Annotated in this window: 21 protein-coding genes; all 21 read right to left on the bottom strand. The window is 30.5% G+C overall.

What is annotated here, in order from left to right; all coding sequences use genetic code 11:
- Positions 1-39 precede the first annotated feature (39 nt).
- Positions 40-1,476 (bottom strand): pyruvate kinase, encoded by a 1,437-nt coding sequence (gene pyk / locus B5F09_RS04685; RefSeq protein WP_087302254.1) that lies wholly within the window; start codon positions 1,474-1,476, stop codon positions 40-42.
- Between the two features lie 39 nt (positions 1,477-1,515).
- Positions 1,516-2,475, bottom strand: coding sequence for a 6-phosphofructokinase (gene pfkA / locus B5F09_RS04680; RefSeq protein ID WP_087302256.1), 960 nt, complete (start codon positions 2,473-2,475; stop codon positions 1,516-1,518).
- Positions 2,476-2,561: 86 nt separating this feature from the next.
- Entirely contained in the window at positions 2,562-3,470 is a 909-nt protein-coding gene (locus tag B5F09_RS04675) for an ATP-binding protein (protein ID WP_087302258.1), read from the bottom strand.
- Positions 3,471-3,479: 9 nt separating this feature from the next.
- Entirely contained in the window at positions 3,480-4,727 is a 1,248-nt protein-coding gene (locus B5F09_RS04670; protein WP_087372121.1) for a DnaD domain protein, read from the bottom strand.
- Positions 4,720-5,298: a dephospho-CoA kinase gene (gene coaE, locus B5F09_RS04665; protein WP_087302262.1), complete on the bottom strand. Its 579-nt coding sequence runs from the start codon at positions 5,296-5,298 to the stop codon at positions 4,720-4,722. Before coaE ends, B5F09_RS04670 begins: the two co-directional genes overlap by 8 nt.
- A 62-nt stretch (positions 5,299-5,360) precedes the next feature.
- Positions 5,361-6,173, bottom strand: coding sequence for a DNA-formamidopyrimidine glycosylase (mutM, locus tag B5F09_RS04660; protein WP_087372118.1), 813 nt, complete (start codon positions 6,171-6,173; stop codon positions 5,361-5,363).
- A 9-nt stretch (positions 6,174-6,182) separates the two neighbouring features.
- Positions 6,183-8,795 (bottom strand): DNA polymerase I, encoded by a 2,613-nt coding sequence (gene polA, locus B5F09_RS04655; protein WP_087372114.1) that lies wholly within the window; start codon positions 8,793-8,795, stop codon positions 6,183-6,185.
- 15 nt (positions 8,796-8,810) lie between these two features.
- The gene (gene dnaE / locus B5F09_RS04650; protein WP_087372110.1) at positions 8,811-11,864 is read right to left on the bottom strand and encodes a DNA polymerase III subunit alpha; all 3,054 of its coding nucleotides are present in this window, start codon (positions 11,862-11,864) and stop codon (positions 8,811-8,813) included.
- A 61-nt stretch (positions 11,865-11,925) separates the two neighbouring features.
- A complete protein-coding gene (locus B5F09_RS04645) occupies positions 11,926-12,231 on the bottom strand; it encodes a hypothetical protein (protein WP_087302143.1) in 306 nt (101 codons plus the stop codon).
- Positions 12,232-12,297: 66 nt separating this feature from the next.
- Positions 12,298-12,543, bottom strand: coding sequence for a TIGR03905 family TSCPD domain-containing protein (locus B5F09_RS04640; RefSeq protein WP_087372107.1), 246 nt, complete (start codon positions 12,541-12,543; stop codon positions 12,298-12,300).
- 15 nt (positions 12,544-12,558) lie between these two features.
- A complete protein-coding gene (gene rlmD, locus B5F09_RS04635; protein ID WP_087372103.1) occupies positions 12,559-13,875 on the bottom strand; it encodes a 23S rRNA (uracil(1939)-C(5))-methyltransferase RlmD in 1,317 nt (438 codons plus the stop codon).
- A gap of 33 nt (positions 13,876-13,908) precedes the next feature.
- Positions 13,909-15,189, bottom strand: a complete 1,281-nt coding sequence (locus B5F09_RS04630; RefSeq protein ID WP_087302139.1) for an HlyC/CorC family transporter — start codon at positions 15,187-15,189, stop codon at positions 13,909-13,911.
- A gap of 108 nt (positions 15,190-15,297) precedes the next feature.
- Positions 15,298-17,202 carry a penicillin-binding transpeptidase domain-containing protein gene (locus tag B5F09_RS04625; RefSeq protein ID WP_087372100.1) on the bottom strand — a complete coding sequence of 635 codons (1,905 nt, stop codon included), beginning with the start codon at positions 17,200-17,202 and terminating at the stop codon, positions 15,298-15,300.
- A gap of 45 nt (positions 17,203-17,247) precedes the next feature.
- Positions 17,248-19,389 (bottom strand): penicillin-binding protein, encoded by a 2,142-nt coding sequence (locus B5F09_RS04620; protein ID WP_087372097.1) that lies wholly within the window; start codon positions 19,387-19,389, stop codon positions 17,248-17,250.
- Complete coding sequence (locus tag B5F09_RS04615) at positions 19,389-19,688, bottom strand: hypothetical protein (RefSeq protein WP_087302133.1); 300 nt, start codon at positions 19,686-19,688, stop codon at positions 19,389-19,391. Before B5F09_RS04615 ends, B5F09_RS04620 begins: the two co-directional genes overlap by 1 nt.
- Complete coding sequence (gene rsmH, locus B5F09_RS04610; protein ID WP_087372094.1) at positions 19,678-20,622, bottom strand: 16S rRNA (cytosine(1402)-N(4))-methyltransferase RsmH; 945 nt, start codon at positions 20,620-20,622, stop codon at positions 19,678-19,680. The genes B5F09_RS04615 and rsmH overlap by 11 nt, the downstream gene beginning before the upstream one ends.
- 9 nt (positions 20,623-20,631) lie before the next feature.
- Complete coding sequence (mraZ, locus tag B5F09_RS04605) at positions 20,632-21,069, bottom strand: division/cell wall cluster transcriptional repressor MraZ (protein ID WP_087372090.1); 438 nt, start codon at positions 21,067-21,069, stop codon at positions 20,632-20,634.
- 215 nt (positions 21,070-21,284) lie between these two features.
- Positions 21,285-21,452, bottom strand: coding sequence for a 50S ribosomal protein L32 (gene rpmF / locus B5F09_RS04600; RefSeq protein ID WP_087302127.1), 168 nt, complete (start codon positions 21,450-21,452; stop codon positions 21,285-21,287).
- Between the two features lie 12 nt (positions 21,453-21,464).
- Positions 21,465-21,983 (bottom strand): DUF177 domain-containing protein, encoded by a 519-nt coding sequence (locus B5F09_RS04595; protein ID WP_087302125.1) that lies wholly within the window; start codon positions 21,981-21,983, stop codon positions 21,465-21,467.
- Between the two features lie 92 nt (positions 21,984-22,075).
- The gene (locus B5F09_RS04590) at positions 22,076-22,318 is read right to left on the bottom strand and encodes a stage VI sporulation protein F (protein ID WP_087302123.1); all 243 of its coding nucleotides are present in this window, start codon (positions 22,316-22,318) and stop codon (positions 22,076-22,078) included.
- A gap of 39 nt (positions 22,319-22,357) precedes the next feature.
- The gene (locus B5F09_RS04585; protein ID WP_087302121.1) at positions 22,358-23,362 is read right to left on the bottom strand and encodes an NAD(P)H-dependent glycerol-3-phosphate dehydrogenase; all 1,005 of its coding nucleotides are present in this window, start codon (positions 23,360-23,362) and stop codon (positions 22,358-22,360) included.
- Between the last annotated feature and the right edge of the window lie 9 nt (positions 23,363-23,371).

Genomic DNA, 23,371 nt, shown 5'->3' with positions numbered 1-23,371 from the left:
ACTACTTTCGTAAAAACGATTTCATTGCTCTAATTTAAATTATTTTACTGTGATTAATTCTAAGTAGCTAGTAGTTCCACCAACACCTGGAGTACCAGCAGTAATTAAAATTTGTTCACCTGGTTCAACACCATTTTCTTTTGCTAAGATTTGTGCATATTCAATTTGTGCTACACGATCACGCATTTGTTTACATACAACACCTTTTACACCCCAGTTTAAAGCTAATGAACGAGTAACTGGTTCATATGGAGTAGCAGCAATAACCATTGATTCTGGACGATAACGTGATACACGTTTTGCTGTAGAACCACTTTCAGTATAAACGATGATGGCAGCAACACTGAATTTAGAAGCGATTTCAGCTACTGACATACAGATTGCTTCAGATGGGTCTTCTGGAGCTGTTCTAATTGCTTTTCTTAATAATGCATCATAATCTAAAGTTTCTTCAGTTTTTAATGCAATTTTTGTCATTGTCATTACAGCTTCTTCTGGATATTTACCTTGTGCAGATTCACCTGATAACATAATTGCATCAGTTCCATCAAAAATAGCGTTAGCAACGTCACTTACTTCAGCACGAGTTGGACGTGGGTTTTCTTGCATACTGTCTAACATTTGAGTAGCAGTAATTACTACTTTACCAACAGCACGACATTTTTTAATGATTTCTTTTTGGATTAATGGTACATCTTCAGCAGGTACTTCAACACCTAAGTCCCCACGAGCTACCATGATTCCATCAGCTACTTTTAAGATTTCATCCATGTTTTCTACACCTTCGCTGTTTTCGATTTTAGCGATGATTTGAATTTCAGGATGTCCGTTTTCAATTAATAATTTTTTAACATCTAATACGTCTTGAGCACGTCTAACAAATGATGCAGCGATAAAGTTTACACCTTGTTCGCATCCAAAAGTAATATCAGCAATATCTTTTTCAGATAAATAATCAAATCCAAGTTTAATTCCAGGAACGTTAATTCCACGTTTATTTTTAACAATACCATCGTTAGCACATACACAAACGATATCTTCACCTTCAACATGGTCAACTAATAATTCAACTTGACCATCATTTACTAAAATGAAACCACCAGGTTTAACATCTTTGTATAATTCTTTATAAGTAATTGTAAAACGATCACTTGTTCCTTCAATATCTTCTGTTGTAATCACAGAAACTTGACCTTTTTTAAATTCTGTTTGTCCCCCAACAAAATTTCCAGTTCTAATTTCTGGTCCTTTTGTATCTAATAAAATTGCAATATTTTTGCTTAATTCTTTTCCAAGTTTACGAGCAGTTTTAATTCTTCCACCATGTTCTTCAAAATCACCATGAGAAAAATTTAATCTCATAACATTCATCCCTGCTAAGATTAATTTACGTAACATTTTTTCATCTTCACTAGCAGGTCCAATCGTACATACAATTCTTGTTTTCTTTTTTCTTTCTTTCAATGCAAATACCATATCCTATTTCCTCACCTTACATTTAATTTTAAATTTATATTAACGAAGCTTCATTGCATCTTCGTAAATACCATAATCAGTTGTCCGTTTATGTGACAATACATCTTCGATTTTTAAACCTTTGATTTCACCATGAACTTCACTAACACAAAGCCCACCTTTACCAGCTTCTAATAATTCAACTGCATAAACACCCATTCTAGAAGCTAAAACGCGATCGCGTGCTGAAGGACGTCCCCCTCTTTGCATATGTCCTAAAACATTTGCTCGTGTTTCAAATCCAGTTTCGGCTTCGACTTTTTTAGCCAATTCATGAACATCAGTAATATGTTCAGTAATTACTACAATAGCATGTTTTTTATCAGATGCTTTAGAAGCTTTTAATCTTTCGATAACTTTTGCCTCATCAAATCCAATTTCACTAGTGATAACCATTTCTGCGCCTGCTGCAATACCAGCATTGATTGCAAGGTCCCCACAACGACGTCCCATTACTTCAAGAATCGTACAGCGTTGATGAGAACCAGATGTATCTCTTAAGCGGTCTAATGCATCAACAATTGTATTTAATGCTGTATCAAATCCAATTGTATAATCTGTATCCGGAATATCATTATCAATAGTTCCTGGTATTCCAATACAGTTAACTCCCATTTCAGTAAGTTTTAAAGCACCATTGTAGCTACCATCGCCACCAATAACTACTAAAGCTTCCATTCCTACTTTTTTCATTTGCTCAATAGCAGCTTTTCTTACTTCAGGATCTTTAAATTCAGGAAAACGTGCTGATTTTAACATAGTTCCTCCTAAATTAATAATATTACGAGTACTATGTCGATCAAATTTAATAAAATCTCCTTCATGTAATCCTTTATATCCTAAACGAACACCGTAGACTTCAATTCCTTTATTCAAGCATGTTCTTGCAACCGCACGAACAGCAGCGTTCATTCCAGGAGCATCTCCACCGGAAGTTAATACACCAATACATTTAACCATTATCTTTCCTCCTCTACTACATATTAATTTCCAAGACATTTTAACACAAAAATTATGATGTTTCCATATATTTTTACATTATTATCTTACCTTAAATCCCTCCCTTTTAATTCAACCGGTTTGCTAATCGCTTTCATTCTAGAAATCAATCGTTCAACATTTTCTTTATCGCCAGTTTTTAAAGAATAAATCTTTTTTAACCGTTCTAATGAATACTCACTTGTAAAAAATGTTGCCTTTTGATTTTGTAAACGATAGGCGATAACTGCCGATAATATTTCATCTCGAGACCAAGGGGTAACGTTTTCACCACCAACATCATCGATTACTAAATAATCAAGATTTTTCATTAATTCAATTGAATTATTTATTCCCTCATTTCCAAATGAGGCTTTAATATCCATAAGAAACGTTGGAAAATGAATAAAACCACATTTATACCCCTTAGTTACTAAGCAGCGAATTAAAAATCCCATCAATGTACTTTTACCACAACCACCTTGACCATATAAATAAATACCTTTATTTTCAGGATTTTTAATATAATCACTTAATATTTTAACAACTGCTTTACCATTACTTTCAGGATCTTTTATGATCGTCAAATCACTAGGTTTAGTAAGTAATATTTTATCACTAATATTTTTCAATAAAATATCACTTAATATCTTTTGATCAGCATAATATGACTGACCAAAATGACATGGCTGTAACGATAAACTAATTTCTCCATTATAATAATTAAAACAGCGTACCATTCCTTTAGAAATTTTTGGACAAGATTGCAATGATTTACAGCCAATACAGCTATCTAAATCTTCTTTATAATCTAGAAATTCAATCCAGTTTTCTTCAATGTCCCGACGAGTTAGATTGAATTCCTGTAAAACTTTAATAATATTATTATCTTTCATCAAGTCATTAATACTATTTTCTTTATTTTTCTTAAAACTTTCATCACTAGCAAATAAATTAAGATTCTGGATATTTCTCATCTTGCCCTCCTATTCAAATTGACTTAAAAATTCATCTAATTCATTTTCATCAACACTATCATTATCAATTATTGTATCTGATGATTCATTTTCTGGTTCTACATAATTACCTTTACGATATTTAATATACACTTTTGCCTCATCCATTGCTTCTTTTACTGTATTGATCTTTTTTCTTTTCCATTGAGAAGCTCTTGATTGCATAAAGGCTCTTGATAAAGCATTATCACATTGTGACAATGTTAATTCAATTAAAACATTCATCACACCAGGTTCTAAATACAAAGAAGTCATGATTGACTCAACCGTTTGTAAATCACGCTTTAATGGTTCACGACCACCTTGTTTATCTTTTAACAACTGATATGGATTAACACTTTCTAAATAATGAATATGTTGATTCAATGCGTCATTACTAGAATTACTTTTATAAGTAACAGACTGGCGATGATAAATTTCTTTAAATGTTTCTGGTACTTTTAAATCATAGTAATTACGACATTTTTGAATTAGTTCTTTTTGAATTATTTTATCATCGACAATTGACTCTTTAACAAGAGATAACATATCTAACGCATTAATTCGATACATTGTTCCTAATTGTTTAATTAATTCCTGATCATCTTTGGTAATTGATGATGTTTTTATTTGATAATCAGCTAAGCCTTGGTAAAATAATTCCATATCATAGTCACTATCAACCTTACCATATTCAATACCAAAATAATCTTTTTCAACTAATACCTTATCATTATTATCCATTAAATTAATATCAAAAACATCAGTAAATTTAGCTGTAACTTCCTGAAATCCATCTAAATGATATGCCGATGACTTAAAACATAATTTAGTTCGATTAAATTCTTCTTTACCTAAACGTTTTAATAATAATGGTCCTAAAATAGCATGGTTAAAAAATTTAGCTGGTGTTAATGGACTTTTCAGTGAATAACAATAAATCCGTTTATTATCATCATCTTTAACATATTTAGCAATTAAGCCAATTGCTTCAAGCTTTAAGCTTGCTTCTTTTATTTCAATTAATGAAAAACCAGTAAGCTTACTTAAACGCTGATGCAAACTAGCAGCTTTTGTTAATGATAACTGATCCAATTCGCTATAAAGTGTTAAATATAAACTACATGCCTGATTTCCAATCAATGGCTGATATAAAAGATTAATAGTTTTTAAATGGATTGAATCTAACGGATAAGTAGCATTGACAGTATATAAATCAGATATCATTAATTCATTCATTACTATTTCCTTCCAGCATTAAGTCAATTTGTTGATATAAATTTTCTAAACTTTTATTATTATCTAAAACAATATCAGCCAATCGTTTTTTATCTTCAATATTCATTTGATTACTAATTATAATTTTAGCATATTTTTCATCAATATTATCACGTTTCATCAATCTTTTTACTTCTTCTTGATAATTTAAATATACTACAATAATTTTATCACAAAGATACTCTAAATTACTTTCAAATAATAAAGGAATATCTAAGAAAATTATTTTTAAGTTTTGATTATTATGGATCGTTTCTTTGATTTTATTTATAACATAAGGATGAATAATATTTTCAAGATCTTTTTTAGCTATTGGATCATTAAAAACAATTCTTCCCAAAGCTTTTCGATCAATTGTATCACCATGTAAATCAAATCGTTTTTTTACACGATCAATACAATCTTCATCAATAGTCAAAGCATCATATGCTAGTTTATCACTATCAACAACTAAATAACCTTTTTCTCTAAGATAATTTGTTACAGTACTTTTACCAGTAGCAATACTACCGGTTATTCCATAAACCTTCATTTCTATCTACTCCTTTATTATCGCTAATCTCCTATAAAACATAGGTGCCTGCAATTAATCTTTTAACGTCTTCTTTTTTGACAATGAGGACAATAATAAGTACCTCGTCCTTTAATTTTAATCTTGCTGATAGGACCGTTACAAATCGGACAAATTTTTTGCATATGAGCTTTTAATTTAACTTGAAATAATCCATCTATGCCATTAGCCGAAAAAGAATGGATAGTCGTTCCGCCTTGTTTGATGGCCTCATTTAAGATTTTACATGATACATCAATTAATTCTTGAACACTCTTTTTAGTTAAATTAGATGCTGGAGTATTAGGATCTAGACCCATTGCAAAACAAATTTCATTAGCATATATATTTCCTATTCCCGCAATAATATTTTGTTCCAAAAGAACATGTTTAATTGGTAATTTACTTTTATGTATTTTTTCATATAATTCATTACAAGTTGCATCAAACGGTTCTGGCCCCAGTTTTGAAAGTGGTAATTCATTTCGATAATTTTGTAAACTTACTAATTTAATACGACCAAATTTACGAGTATCGTTATATCTTAGCTGCTTACCATTATCAAGATTAAAAATAATATGATCATGTTTATTTACAGGTTCATTTCTATCGACGTAATGATATTTTCCTTCCATACGAAGATGAGATACAAAGGCAATGTTATCAAGTTTAAAAACTAAATATTTACCAACTCGATCAATATCATTAATTGTCTGATTTATACAGCTATTAACAAATGTTTCAACATCATCTTCAATAATTTTAGGGTAAATTACATCAATTGATTCTATTTTTTTATTTAAAACAAAATTCTTTAACGTATTTCTTACAGTTTCAACTTCTGGTAATTCCGGCATATTTATCTCCTATTTAAGTTCATACCAATTAACAGCATAACTTCCTTCTGATTTTAATTCTACATTCATCTTAATAGCACTGCTCATTCCCTTAGATACTACTTCCATTACTTCTTGTAATTCATCGTGATAAACATCAAAAATCAATTCATCGTGAACTTGTAAAATCATCTTCGATTTTAAATTATGCTTTTGTAATAAATGATCCACTTTAATCATTGCTAGTTTAATAATGTCAGCAGCTGAGCCTTGAATTGGCGTATTCATCGCTAAACGTTTTCCTAATTCCTGACGCATATAATTTTTTTCATTAATTTCACGAATAAAACGTTTACGATTCAACATTGTCGTTACATAACCATGTTCTTTACAAAAAGCAATATTATTATCCATATAGGTCTTTATTTCTGGATAATTTTCAAAATAACTTTTAATAAATTCACGAGCCTGCGCTACACTTACTCCAATTTGTTCAGCTAAACCAAAATCAGACATACCATAAATAATTCCAAAGTTAACAGCTTTAGCGTTTCGACGCATTGTACTATCAACTTGATCTTCTGGTACATTAAAAACTTCACTAGCAGTGTGGCGATGGATATCTTTATCTTCATTAAATGCTTTGATCAATGATTTAACATTAGCTAAATGAGCCAATACTCTAAGTTCGATTTGTGAATAATCAAAAGATACTAAATAATCATTTTCAGGTATAAACGCTTTACGAATCAATTTTCCTTCTGGAGTTTTAACAGGAATATTTTGTAAATTAGGATCAGTTGAAGACAATCTTCCTGTTTGCGTCAACGCCTGATTATAGATAGTATGAATTTTACCATCAACAAATACTTGATCTTGCAAACCAACTATATATGTTGAATATAATTTAGTTAATGTTCGATATTTTAAAACTTTATCAACGATTGGATGGAATTCTTTGATTTTATTTAAAATTTCTACTGAAGTCGAATAACCAGTTTTAGTCTTTTTACCATTTGGCAAGCCTAAATCAACAAACAATACTTCACCTAACTGTTTTGGTGAGGCAATATTGAATTCTTTACCAGCTAACTGATGAATTTCTTGTTCTAAAATTTTAATTTCACTACCAAATTGTTGTTGTAATTGTTTTAAAACATCTAAATCAATTTTAGCTCCTTGATATTCCATCTTAGCTAAAATTTTAGCAACAGGCATTTCAACATCTTTATATAATTCATATTGATTTTCATGTTTTAGTTTTTCAATTGCTTTATCTTTTAAACAATAAATTGCTTTAGCCTGTTTAATTAAATGATCAGCAACTTTACTTGTTTCGGGAACTTTCTTTTTAGCCCCTTTTCCATATACTTCTTCATCATAATAGACATCATAATATTCATAGTATTCACAAACACTACGAATTTCATCTTTTAAACTTGGATTTAAGATATATGATGCTAACTGTAAATCAAAAACATAATTATTAATTTCTAAACCATGCCATTTAGCAGCATTGATACATTTTTTAATATCATAGCCATATTTTTCAATTTCATTAGAAGCAATAAAATCTTTAAAATTAGCACAATTCAATGCATCTTCAATACCAATATAATAAGCTTCACTATCATTATAAACTGCAAATCCAACTATCATGGAGCGATGATAATTACTATCATAAACCCCAACGACTAAAGCACTATCACGCTTGATAACTGGTAAATTTTTTACTATTTCAACTGGAACTTCTTTAATTGGATTTGCTTCTTCATTATTCATAGACATTCTTTTTAACAATGAATTCATACCATAATGACGATAAAAATCAGCTAATTCATTATAATCATGTCCATTGTAACGATAATCTTCTAGATTAATTTCTATTGGTACATCTTTGATAATTGTTGCAATTTTTTTCGATAACAACCCTTGATCAATATTATTACGGATTTTTTCACCCATCTTACCTTTTAATTCATCAAGATGATCATTTAAATTTTCAACAGTATGATATTGTTTTAATAACTTTAAAGCAGTTTTTTCACCAACACCAGGAATACCAGGAATATTATCAGATTTATCTCCCATCAAACCTTTTAAATCACGCATTTGATCAGGAATTAAACCATACATCTCTTTAAATTTAGCCGGTGTAATTTTTTCTAATTCACCAACTCCTTTTTTAGTTAAATAAACACTTATTTCATCAGTCACTAATTGCAACATATCTTTATCACTTGTAACAATGCTGACTTTAAAACGGTTTTTACTTGCAAGAGTAGCAATCGTTCCAATAACATCATCACCTTCATAGCCTTCAACTTCCTGGTATTTAATACCATGAGCAGTTAAATATTCTCTAATCATTGAAAACTGACATACAAGTTCATCTGGCGTAGCACTTCTAGTTCCCTTATAAACTTCAAACAAATCATTTCTAAATGTCTTTTTTCCATAGTCAAAAGCTACTACTAGATATTCAGGATTTCCTTTTAAAACACTTTCAAGCATATTAGCAAAACCAAAAACAGCATTAGTTGGAATTCCATCTTTATTCATCATTAAATTTCCCATTGCTGCCGTTGCATAATAAGCCCGATACAACAATGAATTACCATCTATTAATACTAATTCTTTCATCTATATATTCCTTTCTTAGCGTATATTTCTAGCTTGATTAATTACTAATGATAATTTATCACGATAATTAACTCTACCTTCGATTAAATAAATATTACCACGTACTAAAACCTTTTTTAAAGCCTGGAAATTAGAAGCAAAAACAACTCCATCAACTGTTCCGGTTTCATCACTTCCATCAACAAAACACATTTCTTGTCCTTTTTTATCAACAATTACTTTTACTCGGGTAACATTTAAGACCAATCGAACGTTTTGATTAATATATCTATTTAATTGATTTACGTCAACAATTTTAACATCTAAATTTTGTTTTATCAAAGCAATTGGATGCATCGATAAATAAACACCCAAAACCATTTTTTCTTCTTCTAAAACTTTCATTTTATTATCTTTGACAATTGTCAAAATTGGCGGTTCATCAATACCAATCGTATTTTTCAACTCGGCGTATTCCATGATTTTATGTAAATTTTCTTTGATGGTCATTCGATTTAATTTAAACTCATCAAATGCTCCAGCCATAATTAGACTTTCTAACATTTTACTATTAACCTTGCTTGCTTCCATTCGGGAAATAAAATCAAAAATATCTTTAAACAAACCTTTATTTCTTTGTTCAACAATCGCTTGATATCCAGCATAACCAACATTTTTTATCGCCATTAATGAATAACGAATATTACCATCTTCTACTTTAAAACGATTAGTTGAATAATTAATTGATGGCGGCAAAATTTTAATGCCATACTTTTTAGCTTCCTGGATACAATTAATTTTATTAGAATCACTACTTTGGCCATTTGATAACAAGGCACTAAAAAATTCTAATGGATAGTTAGCTTTCAAATAAGCTAAATAATAAGCAACATAACCATAAGCAACTGAGTGGGCTTTATTAAAACCATAATCAGCAAATTTTTCAATTAAATTATATATTTCTTCAACCTCATCTTGACTAAAACCATTAGCTAAACCACCTTCAATAAATTCATTGCGCATTGAATGCATCAAACTCGCCGTTTTTTTCGACATTGCTTTACGCAAGATATCTGCTTTAGCAAGCGAAAACCCAGCAACTCTTTGGGCAACTTGCATTATCTGTTCCTGGTATATCATAATTCCATATGTAGATTGTAAAATTGGTTTTAAACAAGGTAATGGATAAGTAACTGGTTCTTTACCAGTTTTACGAGCAATATATAATGGAATATTAGCCATTGGTCCGGGACGATATAATGCTATTGCAGCAATCATATCATCTAAACAATCGCATTTCATTTTAACAAGCAAATTTTTCATTCCTGATGACTCTAATTGGAAAATCCCAAATGTTTCACCGCGACTTATCATTTGATAAGTTTTTTGATCATTAAAATCAATCTCATTAATATTTATTTTAATATTATAATTCTTTTCAATATCTTTGATTATATGATCAATCATCGTTAAATTCTTCAAACCTAAAAAGTCCATTTTCAATAAACCAGCATCTTCAATATAATCTTTAGAATACTGAGTAACAACACCATCATTTGGTCCTTTAACTAAGGGCACGATCTGATTTAACGGTTCATTTGATAAAACCACACCAGCAGCATGGGTCGAAATATTACGTGGTAATTTTTCAACAATAAAAACTGAAGGCATGATCTTAGATAAGGCCTGATCTTTATTAACCATATTTTGAAAATTATAAGATGTTTCATAAACTTCTCTTGCCGATTTTCGATTCTTAGAATCAGTCGGGATATTTTTAGCCAATAATTCTAAACGTGGCAATGGCACTTTTAATACTTTACCTAGATCTTTAATAGCCACCTTTGGTCCATAGGTTGAAAATGTAACAATTTGAGCCACATGTTGATGACCATATTTTTGAGCTACATATTCAACTACTTCATCACGACGATCATCTTGAAAATCAATATCAATATCCGGCATACTAATTCTTTCTTCATTTAAAAAACGTTCAAATAATAAATCATATTTTAAAGGATCAATATTAGTAATACCTAAAACATAAGCTACTAAACTACCAGCAGCAGAGCCCCGGCCTGGACCAACTATTATTTTATTTTTTTTAGCGTAACGCACATAATCAAAAACAATTAAAAAATAATCATCAAATCCCATTTTATTGATTACCTGTAACTCTTTGTTTAAACGTTCAAAATATTTATGTGGTACTTCACTACCTTTAAAACGTTTTTTTAAACCTACAAAGCATAATTGTTTTAAATATTCACTAGCCTTACCATTATTAGGAACTGGATATTTAGGCAAATACATGCAATCAGTAGGAATTGTTGCATTACATAAACTAATAATTCTATTAGTATTTTCAATATATTTTAAATCAAACATACTATTCATTTCATAACTAGATTTTAAATATAATTGATCTGTTAATACTTGATGATTTAATTCTAATGTTGTTTGTCTTGAAGAAGCTTGTAGTAAATCTAAAGTATAAGCTTCATCAGGTGTTAAATAACGTACTTCATTGGTTACACATATTTCAACATTTTCTATTGTCGCTAGTGCGATTAATTTTTCATTTAGTTTTTGTTGTAAAGCTAAATGATGATTTTGAATCCCAATAAAAAAGTTTTTAAAAGACTTTTTAAATAACTCTATATATTGGAGGGCTTGAGAATCTAGTTCTTTTAAAACAAGACGTTCAATAATTCCTTCTTTACAAGCTGAAATAACAAAAAGATGCTCTTGATGCATCGCTAAATATGATAATGGAATAGCTTTTTTATCACTTAGACAAATTTCACTAGTAATTCTTACCAAATCAAAGTATCCAGCAGTATCTTTAGCTAATAATAACAATGGATAAACTTCACTTTCAATTAAAACACTAGCTTCAATTCCAAATATTGGTTTAATTCCATATTTTTTAGCAGCTTTAAAAAACTCTATTGCCCCATACATATTGTCTTTATCAGTTAAAGCTAGTGCCTCAAAATGGAGATCACTAGCTTTCTTAACCAACTCATCAATCAATATAGTACTATTTTGAAAACTATATGAACTATAAACTTGTAAATGTCCTAGCATCATCTCCACATCCTTTCATACTGTTTCTATTATACCACTAAATAAGCTATTTAAAAAGATATTACAAAATTGCCCGAAACGAAAACAATATGATCATTATTGCTAAATAAAGACACAAACATAAATATAAGGTATTAAAAATATCCCAAGCCGGACAATTTAATAACCAGATTCGATAGGCATAAAGAATTAAAATATAGTAATGATATTGTACTTGTAAGACACAAAATTTCTTTTGCCAGCCAATAATAACAATTGATAATATTACTGCTAATAAATGAAAAGGAATAATCCACATTGGACATAATACTTGCATCAATAAGATTATTCCACAAATTAATTGTAATTTTTTTATTTTAATCAACATATAATCACCTATGATATTATATGTTAATTTAGCGATAAAATGAAAAGAAGTGGAAATCGCTTTCCACTATCTTGCGTTTTCTTTTAAAGCTTTAGCTAATTGATCAGGACAGCTTGTTGGTTTACTATTACAGCGAATCCCTTCTAAACGATCTATTACATCATCAACCTTCATACCTTTGGCCAATGCTGCTACACCTTGAGTATTTCCTGAACATCCCCCTACAAATTTAACACTATTTACAATGCCATCTTCAACATCAATAATAATTTGTCTTGAACATACCCCATGTGGCTGATATTTAATTTCCATTTACTTTTCCTCCTTCTATCTTGCTTTACGAACTAATTTTACAATCGTTGTCAAATAAGTATTATGACAAGATGTATCTAAACCAGCGATTCGTTCAATATCATAACTTTTATCCAACTCAGCAATATCTTTAGCTAATGATGAATGTGATTGACTAATATAAATAACTGTATTAAAACGTGCTATTTTAATTGTATTAATAATTCTTTCACTAATTTTTGTTCGATCACCATGAATAATTAAAGTATCATAAATTTTCTTTTTAGCGTGAGTTACTATTCTTTCATCTACTTTTCCAGCGATAAATTTAACATTATCACGATTTAAATACTTAACATTTAATTTAGCATCTTCAATATGATATTTCTTTTCATCAATTGCAATAATTTCTTCCTGGTCTAAATTTAACTCTAAAAATCCTGCTTTACAATTAATTGAAATTATTTTCTGGCTATCTTTAACCATTGTTTTAACAATTTGATTTTCTTTCCACATCATATCAATATTTTCAGGTAATTTAGTTTTAATACCTACTAAATATTTTTTATCATCATGATACATTTCTAAACGTGATGACCCATATAACTTTGAATAACCAGTTTCATCAAACTCTTGATACTTAGATGTATTTACTGACATAAATATTCCAGCAACATACGGTAATTGACTGATCTGTTTAACTGTTTGATCACTTAAACCATCACGACCAGTAATGAAAACTAATTGAATTTTATCTTCAACTAATTTTACTTTTAAAAATCTAAGTCCTGTTTTAAATTTATCATTATAAACTCGACAATCTTCATTTGTAAGAATTGTTTCCAAATCATTCAAACATTGATTAATCAAAGGATGGTGTTTTAAACAGCGATTCATAACTGTTAAATACTTACTTTCACGTTGATAAATACCAAATGTGATTTTATCTTTAAATCGAACAACTGGTAAATTAACACTAGTAATATAACCAGTTTGTTTATCAGCTTTGATCACATCTTTAAAAACAGTTTTTGATAAATCATATTCACTATATTTTCTAATTGATTCTCGAACTGCTTCTTTTTTTTCTTTTAACTGTGATAAATAAGTCATATGCATCATATTGCAGCCTTGACAATTATCATATAGAAAACATTGTGGTTTAACTCGGTTTTTAGCCGGTTTTAAAATTTTCACTAATTTTCCTTCACTATATCCTCTATTTCTTTTAACAATATCTACAACAACTTCTTCTCCTGGTAATGCTCCAGGTACAAATACGATCTTACGATCTAAATAACCAATTCCTTCTCCATTGATCCCAACTTTTTTTATTTCAATATTTTTATTCATCCTACACATCTCCTTTAAAAAAGGAAAGCTATCTTAGCGATGCTCTCCTTCTTCCTCTTCTTCTAAAATAGTAACTTTTAATTGAGCAATCCTATTTTTATGCATTTTTACAATTCTAAATAAGACATTATCGATTTGGACTTCTTCATCAATTTCTGGCACTCCCGAAACTTCACCAAGAACTAAGCCACCAATCGATTCAAAATCCTCAGAATCAAAATCCGTTCCTACTTTATCATTAACTTCATTTAAATTCAAGCTACCATCAATTAAAAATTCATTTTCACTTAATTTAATTATCATATCGTCGTCTTCATCATCATATTCATCATCAATTTCACCAACAATTTCTTCGACGATATCTTCAAAAGTTACAATCCCGCTCATAACTCCATATTCATCTAAAACAATCGCTAATGAAACATGTTCTTTACGCATAGCGGCAAAAACATCGCCAACTTCATTAAATTCATAAACAACAAATGTATCACGCATGTAATCTTTAACTTCAAATTCATCTGGATCAATATTAAAGAATAATAAATCCTTTACATTTAATACCCCAACAATTTCATCAAAGCTTTCACTATGTACCGGATATCTAGAAAATTGTCCACGTTTATATATTTCCATTAATTCTTGATAACTACAATCATCAGGAATACTATCAACATTGATTCTCGGTGTCATAATCTCCTTGATTTCGGTTTCACCAAATTCAAAAACATTATGAATCATCTCTTTTTCTTCTTCTTCCAATACCCCTTCTTCATGACCAACAGTTACAATTGTTTTGAGATCTTCTTCAGTCATTGTCGGTCCATTATCCTTATTACCACCTAATAGTTTAATTATAAATCCAGTAATAATATTCAATAAAAAAACTACTGGTGTAAATATAAAACAAATGAATGAAACAAATCCCGACATAAACAGAGCTATTCGATCAGCATTTTTAGTAGCAAATGTTTTAGGTGTTATTTCTCCAAATACCAAAATCAACAAAGTAACTACCCCTGATGCTGCAGCAACTAATGAAGCTGAGTTACCAAAGATTGAAATAACAATTGAAGTAGTCAATGAAGACGCTCCAATATTAACTAAGTTATTACCAACTAAAATCGAACTATACAAACGATCTGTATTTGATAAAAGTTTTTCTACTTTTTTAGCTCGACGATCCCCTTCTTCAGCCAAATTACGCATCCTGATTTTATTTGCTGATAAAAACGCTGTTTCTGTACACGAGAAAAAACTAGATAAACATATTAAAATAATAAATACAACAATATTAACTATCTGACTCGGGTCCACAATTAATCATATCTCCTTATAAATAACATTGATATTATAATATTATAAACACTATAAAATGTCAAATTGTCCCCAAATTACAAAGCAAAAAAGCAGTTTCCTGCTTTTTTACTTTCCTAACATAATAACAATAGTTGATCCTGCTTCAACAGATTCCCCAACTCGTGGTAACTGATCAATTACTTTATCACCTTCACCAATAAATTCAAATTTTAATTTAGGATTGCTGACTTCACTTTTAGATTTACCAACATAATTTTCTACCTTGATTGATTCAACATCCATATAAGTATATGTTTTTTCTTTTTGTTTACTTACTTTTTCAATTCCCATACTTGGTAAAATATCCACTAGCATTTTACGAGCAATTGGAGCCACTGTCGTTCCACCATATTGAACACAGTTTTTGGGATTATCCATTGCCACATATAAAACAATCTGAGGATCATCGATTGGCGCAATCCCAATAAAAGAAAGAATATATCCTCCATCGACATAACTACCATTAACTGCTTTTTGAGCTGTTCCTGTTTTACCACCAATACGATAACCATCAATATAGGCATTTCTACCGCCACCATCACTAACTACTGATTCTAAAGCATCGCATACTTTTTTTGATGTTTCTTCACTAATGACCTGTCTTAAAGGTTGCAGCTGTTGCTGATAGACAATATCATTTGAATAATTATTGATTACACTATCTACAATATAGGGCTGATACAAAGTTCCGCCATTTACACATGCACAAACCGCTCGAACTAATTGCATTGGCGTTACTGAAATCCCTTGGCCAAATGCAACGGTAGCTTGTTCTAATTCGTTAAAATTTTCGTAATCAAACATTATCCCCTTAGATTCTCCTGGCAAATCAACACCAGTTTTTTCTGTCAAACCAAATTTCTGGACATATTCATATAATTTATCTTTTCCTAATCTTCTACCTATTTCAACAAATCCAGGATTGGAAGAGTTTTGAAGCACTTCTCTAAAAGTCTGCAAGCCATGTCCACCTTTTTTCCATGATTTAATTCTAGCTCCACCTACTATTTCATAGCCTTGATCATAATAAGTATCCTTATCCATATCAAACAAATTTTCATTTAATGCCGATGAAAATGTAATAATCTTAAATGTAGAACCTGGTTCATAAGATTTCCAAATTGGTATATTTTGATTATAAACATCAGGATCAGCATTTTGATAATCATTTGGATCAAAATCCGGCTTACAAGCCATTGCTAAAATTTTACCAGTATTAGGATCCATTGCTAATGCCCAGATACCATCTGGATTATAAGTATCATAAGCATTATCTAACTCTCGCTCTACAATATCTTGAATATCGCCATCAATTGTAAGTTGAATATTAAAACCGCTAGTAGGAGCATTATAAACACTAGGATATAAAGAAATTGGATTACTTTTAGCATCCATGAAATAATCAATACTTCCATTACTGCCATCTAAATAAGAGTCATATTTCAACTCCAAACCAAGCAATCCCTGATTATCAATTCCAACAAATCCTAGCGTTTGTGCTAAATAACTTCCATTTGGATAATAACGTTTAGAATCTTTAATTAAATATACTCCTGGTAATTTTAAGCGATCGATTCTAGCAGCAGTTTCATCATCTAGCTGGCGTCCTTCAGGCTGGATTCTTTGAATTGAAACATTTTTACTTATCTTCTCTTCAATTACTTTAACATCAACATTTAAAATATCTGCTAATTTATTAGCCGTTGCCACGACATCTTTAATTTGACTAGGGACAACAACTAATGAAGCTGTCGTTAAATTAGTAGCTAAAACATTATTATCCCCATCTAATATTAATCCCCTATTAGCCTCAACAGGAAAACTTCTTTGCCACAAATCAACTGCTCGATTATAGATATTTACCCGATCAACAATTTGAATATAACCAATTTTTATAATAATTGCTACAACAATAATTATTGTAATGATCTTAACAATTTTTATTTTCTTTTTTGTTAGTTCATAAATCATTTAACCACCTAGTTAAATATATGAAAAAAGTAAGGCCCATAGACCTTACTGTAAAGCAATAGTTATTGTATCACCAGCATGAACCAATGTTCCTTCTGGTAAACTTTGAGCAGCCACCTGGCCACTATCTCCTTGAATAGTAATATTCAAACCAGATAATGAAGCATAAGTGGAAATATCTTTTCGTGACCAGCCAACAAAATTAGGTAATGTAATATCCGTTGACTCAGTCTTTAAAAAGACACGATCATTTTTGGTTACTTTAGTTTTAGCTTCAGGATATTGTTCTAAAACTGTACTACCATTACCAATCAATTGAACATTGATTGATTTAGATTCTAATTTAGATTTAACAAAACTTGCACTTTGATTAATAAATGAATCTAACTTATAATCTCCATCACTACTACTAGTAGTTTCTGGGGCATTATATGATGATACAATTGATAACGCTGTTGGCATAACGTTTTGAATAACGTTAGCTTGATGTTGAGTTGTATCATTATCAGGCCCTTGGAAAACAATATTTACAATAATTTGTGGATCTTCATATGGAGCCATTCCCATAAATGATTTTGTATAACTAGTAGTTGAATAAGCTCCATTTTCTACTAATTGACCAGTACCAGTTTTACCAATCATTTGAACACCATTTGTTAATGCAAATTTTTTACCAGTTCCTGTTTCATCACTAACTACCCCTTTTAATAAATCTCTAATTTGTTGTACTGTTTGTGATGAAAAGATTTGTTTTGAATAATTAGTTTTTGTGGCATATGTAACTTCATTAGTTTCTGTATCAACGATTCTTTCTACTAAATATGGATCAACTGTTTTTCCATCATTTGCAAAAGCACTATATGCTTTTAAAAGCTGTAATGATGTAACTGTTGAACCTTGTCCAAACCCTGTAGTTAAATAGGCAGCACGACTGCTATCAGTTTTATATAACGCAACTCCAGCAGCTGCATCGAAACCATCAACTGTACTTGATTGGAAAAATCCTAAATCTTCATACACCTGTTCGACATCTTCACGATTTGTATAACCTCTTTCTAATAAGTTACAAATAGCAACATTACTAGAACGATAAAATCCTTCATTATAAGTAATAGTTCCCCAACCGGCACCATTATTATGGTCACGAATTGGTCGACTTGCCCCATAATCATATTGCCCTGATTCATATGTTGCTTCACCACTATACAAACCACTTTCTATTGAACTAGCATAAACAAATGTTTTAAATACTGATCCACATTCATAAGCAGTATCGAATAAAAAGTTTTTATAATCACTAATATTACGTTCATTAGGATTAAATGATGGATAAGTAGAAGTAGCTAAAATTTTTCCAGTTTTAGCTTCCATAATTGTACATGAAGCCTTGCTGGCACCAGCTGCCGCTGCTTCGTTAGCAAGCTGATAATCTAATTCTCTTTGTAAAGAACTATTAATAGTTAAATAAATATCTTGGCCATTAACAGCATCTTTTTCTTCTAAGATGCCATCTGGTAAAACATATCCTTTAGAATCCATCTGATAAACTTTATAGCCATTTTCACCAGCTAAAGTATCATCATAAATAGCTTCTAAACCCATTTCACCAACTAATTGTTTAACACTATCTTTTTCAGATGATTTAGCATAACCAATAATATAACTACAAAAATCACCATAAGGATAGTTACGAGTATTACTATCTTCAAATTCTAAACCTGGCAGCCCAGTATCTTCAATTTGTTTTTTGACACTAGCACTTAAGTTATTGCCATAATTTCCAAATTCAACTTGGTATGCTCCAGCGGCTGCCTTTTCTTGCATTTGCTGTGCCATTGTTGTTGGATCCATTCCGATAATAGGACCAATAGCATTTGCAGTAGCTACAATATCTTCAACATAAGCTGCTTTATCGCTAAAATTGATTCGACTGCTTGAAAGTACTGCAATTAATTTATATTTTTTTACATTAGTTGCTACTATTTCGTTATCACTAGTGAAAATTTCACCACGATCAGCATATTCTACCGTCTCTGCTTTGCCTCTTGATTGTGCAAAAGCGGCAATATCATTATCACTAATTAAATGTTTACCTGTTAATCCTAGATAAACAATATTAGCGACTAAAGAAAAAATAACTAATGCAAAGATAACATAAGCAATCTTTGCACTCTTAAACTGATTCATTATTCATTTACCGATGCTGCATTAGAGGCGGCTACAGCATCATTACTATATGTATACCCTTTTTGGCTAGCAACTGCATTTAATCTAGAAAAAGATGCTAACTCTTGTTTTTGCATTTCTAAACTATCAATGTCATTTTGTGCTTTTTGAATATCGCTTTGTAAAACCTGAATATCACGATTATATTTTGATTCCATTGATTTAACACCAATAATTCCAAAAACAAAAATAACCATTGTTATTATTAAAAATCTTTGTGAAAAAGCTTCAAATTTAGTTCTTCTTTTTTTATGCTTCATTTTCGACCACCCTTTCAATTATTCTAAGTTTCGCTGAATGAGCCCGATGATTAACAGCCAGTTCAGCTTTACTTGCGACGATTGGTTTTTTATTTACCAATTTAAACTTTGGCTGTAAATAATCCGGGATTACCGGTAACCCCGCCGGCACATCTTTTAATTTAGTCACGTCGTTAAATGTATATTTACAAATCTTATCTTCTAAACTATGGAAAGTAATTACTGCAATTCTTCCATTAACGTTTAAGATATCTAACGCATCTTTTAATGCTTTATCAAATACATTTAACTCATCATTTACTGCAATTCTCAGTGCCTGAAAAGTTTTTTTAGCTGGATGTCCTTTTTTACGTAACACTGAAGCTGGTAAAGCGTCTTTAATAACCTCAACAAGTTCAAATGTTGTTTCAATCGGTTTAATCTTTCGCTTTTGTTCAATCTTACGTGCTATTTGTTTAGCAAACTTTTCATCAGCATATTTGTATAAAATTTCTACTATTTGTTCATAGGACCACGTATTAACTATTTTATATGCATCTAAATCATTAGATTTATCCATACGCATATCCAAACGAGCATCATGATTATAACTAAAACCTCGTTCTCCAGTGTCAAATTGTGGTGATGATACACCCAAATCAAAAATTATTCCATCAACTTTAGTGACATTTTCACTAGCTAGCATCTCTTTTAAATTCACAAAATTAGAATAAAAAATCGTAAAATTATCACCAATTGCTTCTAATCGCGATTTAGCTGCATCAATAGCCATTTGATCTTGATCAAAACAATATAGATGTCCCGAAGTAAGCTGTTTTAAAATTGCCATACTGTGTCCGGCTCCACCTAAAGTGCAATCAACGTAAATCCCATCTTCTTTTATATTTAAGCCTTCTACTGCTTCGTTCAATAATACTGTTACATGATCAAACATTTTTCTCTCCTATAAATCAAAATCAAAATCATCTAAAGATTCACAAATATCATCAAAACTATCTTTTTTACTATCATAATAACTATCCCACCGATCTTTGTTCCAGATTTCCACATGATCACCAGCTCCGATAATCATACATTCTTTTTCTAAATTAGCTTCTTTACGCAAAAATGATGAGATATTAACTCTACCAAGTTTATCAAAAACAAGTTCGTCAGCCATTGAAGTTACAATCCTGACATAATCACGAGCTTGTCTTTTAGTAGTGGGCAATTTATGAAGTTTTTCATAATATTCATTCCATCCATCAATTGTGTATAACGCTAGACAGCCATCAAGTCCACGGGTAATAACAACACTATCCCCACATTGTTCTCTTAATTTTGAGGGAATAATAAGACGCCCTTTGGCGTCGATGTTATGCTTAAATTGCCCCATAAACATTATTTATCACCCACTTCTTAACACTCTCTAACACGATTTAACACTTCTTACCACTTATTATATACTGTATTTAATCTTTTGTATAGCATTTTTGTGATTTTTGTTATTAATGAAAAAAACGGCTAATCATCAAAAATAGCCGTTTTTTTCACATAAATTTCTATTATAAACAAAAAACACTATCAATAAATGATAGTGTCCGCTAAAAACAAATTTTATAAAACTTTTTGACCTTTATAAGTACCGCAGTGTTTACAAACACGATGTGATAATTTGTATTCACCGCACTCAGGACATACAACTACAGCTGGTGCTGAAAGTTTGTCATGAGTTCTTCTCTTATTTCTTCTTGTACTTGAAACTCTTCTAAATGGTACTGCCATCAGTATAACCTCCTATTTATCTTTAAAATAATCTTTCAACTTAGCTAACCTAGGATCAATGTAATCTTCATCATTGGTATCACTAGCACTGTTATCTAATATTCTCCAACCTTTTCCTTCAGATTTAATATTAGCGTCGTCTTTAACTACACGCATTGGTACTTCTAACATAATGTTTTCAAATACCACCGGTGTAAGATCGACAATATCTTTTTTTACCTCATGAACATCCTCTAAGGGATCAGGTTTTTCAAAAGCAAACACCTCGGTTGAATTAATTTCAAAAGGATACTCAACATCTTCTAATGTAAGTGCACAAGGAAGAATCATCGTTCCTTTAATATTAAGATCAACATAAAGGCGTCTATCATTTGAATCAAGATTTCCGGTTCCTGAAACAATAATGTCCTTCAAGTCATTAATTTGAGTATACTGGTCAAACACCTCTGAAGGAAAAGTAATTCCTTCTTCAAAATCAAATTTTCCGTGATGCTTAACAATCCATTGTAAATTGTATTTCAAAATAATCACCTTTCCATAACCGCAATGACAATTATATATAAAATAATACCATAAGTCAACACAAAAAATATTTGTTTTTATCGTTTATTTTAATACATTGTCTAAACCATTCGATCAATATCTCGAGGAACTTTATTATTCTTGATCATTGATACTAATTTATCAACTTTACTTGGACTAATCGACTTATTTGTCACTTTAGCAACACTTAAAATAAATTCACGAATATCATTTTCATTATTTAAATCTTTAGTTTGCAAATCATTAGCCAGTTTTAAAATTTCCCCTTTATTGACGTTAGTCTTTTTTACTACTTTATCTAAAAAAATATCTTCATCTTTCATATTATCACCACTATATAATATGAAAATAATTAAATAACGTTACCCTTCGATTTTTAATTCCCGACGCATTAATTGTTGTATTTCCCGTTTAGGTTCATGATTGTTGTATAAAACATTATAAATCGCATTAATTATCGGTAATTCAATATCAGGATATTTCTTAGCATCTTCATAAATAACACGACAAGTTCTAATTCCTTCACAAGTCTTTTTATTATTTTTCATAAAAGAACGAGCATCATTATTTTTGCCAATTTCCAAACCAGCTTGAAAATTTCGAGAATGAATTGATGAACATGTGACGATCAAATCTCCTACACCTGTTAATCCCATGTATGTTTCTAAACGACCGCCTTTTTTAGTTCCATAACGAACCATTTCAGCCAAACCACGAGTAATTAATGCTGCTTTAGTATTATCACCATATCCTAAACCACTTAAAACGCCAGCAGCTACAGCAATAACATTTTTTATTGCTACCCCATATTCAGCTCCTACTTCATCGTTTAAACGATAAACTCTAAAATAATCATTAGAGAATAACATTTGCACATCACGGGCCATTTCATCATCTAGCGAAACAGCACATACAGTTGTTAACATTCTAATTACAACTTCTTCAGCGTGGCTAGGCCCAATCAAAGAAACTACTGGATTAATTAAGCTTTCATCTAAAACACTACGAATTGTATCAGACATCCGCATGTTTGTTCCTAAGTCAAACCCCTTAGCTGCATTTATAACTGTTATTTTCTTTTTAATATATGGTTTAACTTTTTCTAATGTTTCTTTTACATATTGAGTAGGAATAGTTATTAATAAATAATCCATGTCCTTTAATGCTTCTTCTAAATTATTTGTAGCCTGAATTTCATTTTCTAAATATACATCTTTAAAAAACGCTTGATTTTGATGATTAAGATTTATGTCATCGATTTGGCTTTGTTCGATTCCATACATCATAATTTCATTTTGATTATCAACTAAAACTCTACTTAAGGCAGTTGCCCAGCTACCTGTCCCTAATACTGCAATTTTACTCATTTTCTCACT

This window comes from Erysipelatoclostridium sp. An173 (genome assembly GCF_002160495.1).
Classification (GTDB): Bacteria; Bacillota_I; Bacilli_A; order Erysipelotrichales; family Coprobacillaceae; genus Thomasclavelia; species Thomasclavelia merdavium.
This window is presented reverse-complemented; position numbering and strand designations above follow the sequence as displayed.

What these genes read in the sequence shown, in the direction of transcription:
- pyk (WP_087302254.1), bottom strand. Translation starts at nt 1,476, where the DNA reads ATGGTATTTGCATTGAAAGAAAGAAAAAAGAAAACAAGAATTGTATGT.
- pfkA (WP_087302256.1), bottom strand. Translation starts at nt 2,475, where the DNA reads ATGGTTAAATGTATTGGTGTATTAACTTCCGGTGGAGATGCTCCTGGA.
- B5F09_RS04675 (WP_087302258.1), bottom strand. Translation starts at nt 3,470, where the DNA reads ATGAGAAATATCCAGAATCTTAATTTATTTGCTAGTGATGAAAGTTTT.
- B5F09_RS04670 (WP_087372121.1), bottom strand. Translation starts at nt 4,727, where the DNA reads ATGAATGAATTAATGATATCTGATTTATATACTGTCAATGCTACTTAT.
- coaE (WP_087302262.1), bottom strand. Translation starts at nt 5,298, where the DNA reads ATGAAGGTTTATGGAATAACCGGTAGTATTGCTACTGGTAAAAGTACT.
- mutM (WP_087372118.1), bottom strand. Translation starts at nt 6,173, where the DNA reads ATGCCGGAATTACCAGAAGTTGAAACTGTAAGAAATACGTTAAAGAAT.
- polA (WP_087372114.1), bottom strand. Translation starts at nt 8,795, where the DNA reads ATGAAAGAATTAGTATTAATAGATGGTAATTCATTGTTGTATCGGGCT.
- dnaE (WP_087372110.1), bottom strand. Translation starts at nt 11,864, where the DNA reads ATGCTAGGACATTTACAAGTTTATAGTTCATATAGTTTTCAAAATAGT.
- B5F09_RS04645 (WP_087302143.1), bottom strand. Translation starts at nt 12,231, where the DNA reads ATGTTGATTAAAATAAAAAAATTACAATTAATTTGTGGAATAATCTTA.
- B5F09_RS04640 (WP_087372107.1), bottom strand. Translation starts at nt 12,543, where the DNA reads ATGGAAATTAAATATCAGCCACATGGGGTATGTTCAAGACAAATTATT.
- rlmD (WP_087372103.1), bottom strand. Translation starts at nt 13,875, where the DNA reads ATGAATAAAAATATTGAAATAAAAAAAGTTGGGATCAATGGAGAAGGA.
- B5F09_RS04625 (WP_087372100.1), bottom strand. Translation starts at nt 17,202, where the DNA reads ATGATTTATGAACTAACAAAAAAGAAAATAAAAATTGTTAAGATCATT.
- B5F09_RS04620 (WP_087372097.1), bottom strand. Translation starts at nt 19,389, where the DNA reads ATGAATCAGTTTAAGAGTGCAAAGATTGCTTATGTTATCTTTGCATTA.
- B5F09_RS04615 (WP_087302133.1), bottom strand. Translation starts at nt 19,688, where the DNA reads ATGAAGCATAAAAAAAGAAGAACTAAATTTGAAGCTTTTTCACAAAGA.
- rsmH (WP_087372094.1), bottom strand. Translation starts at nt 20,622, where the DNA reads ATGTTTGATCATGTAACAGTATTATTGAACGAAGCAGTAGAAGGCTTA.
- mraZ (WP_087372090.1), bottom strand. Translation starts at nt 21,069, where the DNA reads ATGTTTATGGGGCAATTTAAGCATAACATCGACGCCAAAGGGCGTCTT.
- rpmF (WP_087302127.1), bottom strand. Translation starts at nt 21,452, where the DNA reads ATGGCAGTACCATTTAGAAGAGTTTCAAGTACAAGAAGAAATAAGAGA.
- B5F09_RS04590 (WP_087302123.1), bottom strand. Translation starts at nt 22,318, where the DNA reads ATGAAAGATGAAGATATTTTTTTAGATAAAGTAGTAAAAAAGACTAAC.
- B5F09_RS04585 (WP_087302121.1), bottom strand. Translation starts at nt 23,362, where the DNA reads ATGAGTAAAATTGCAGTATTAGGGACAGGTAGCTGGGCAACTGCCTTA.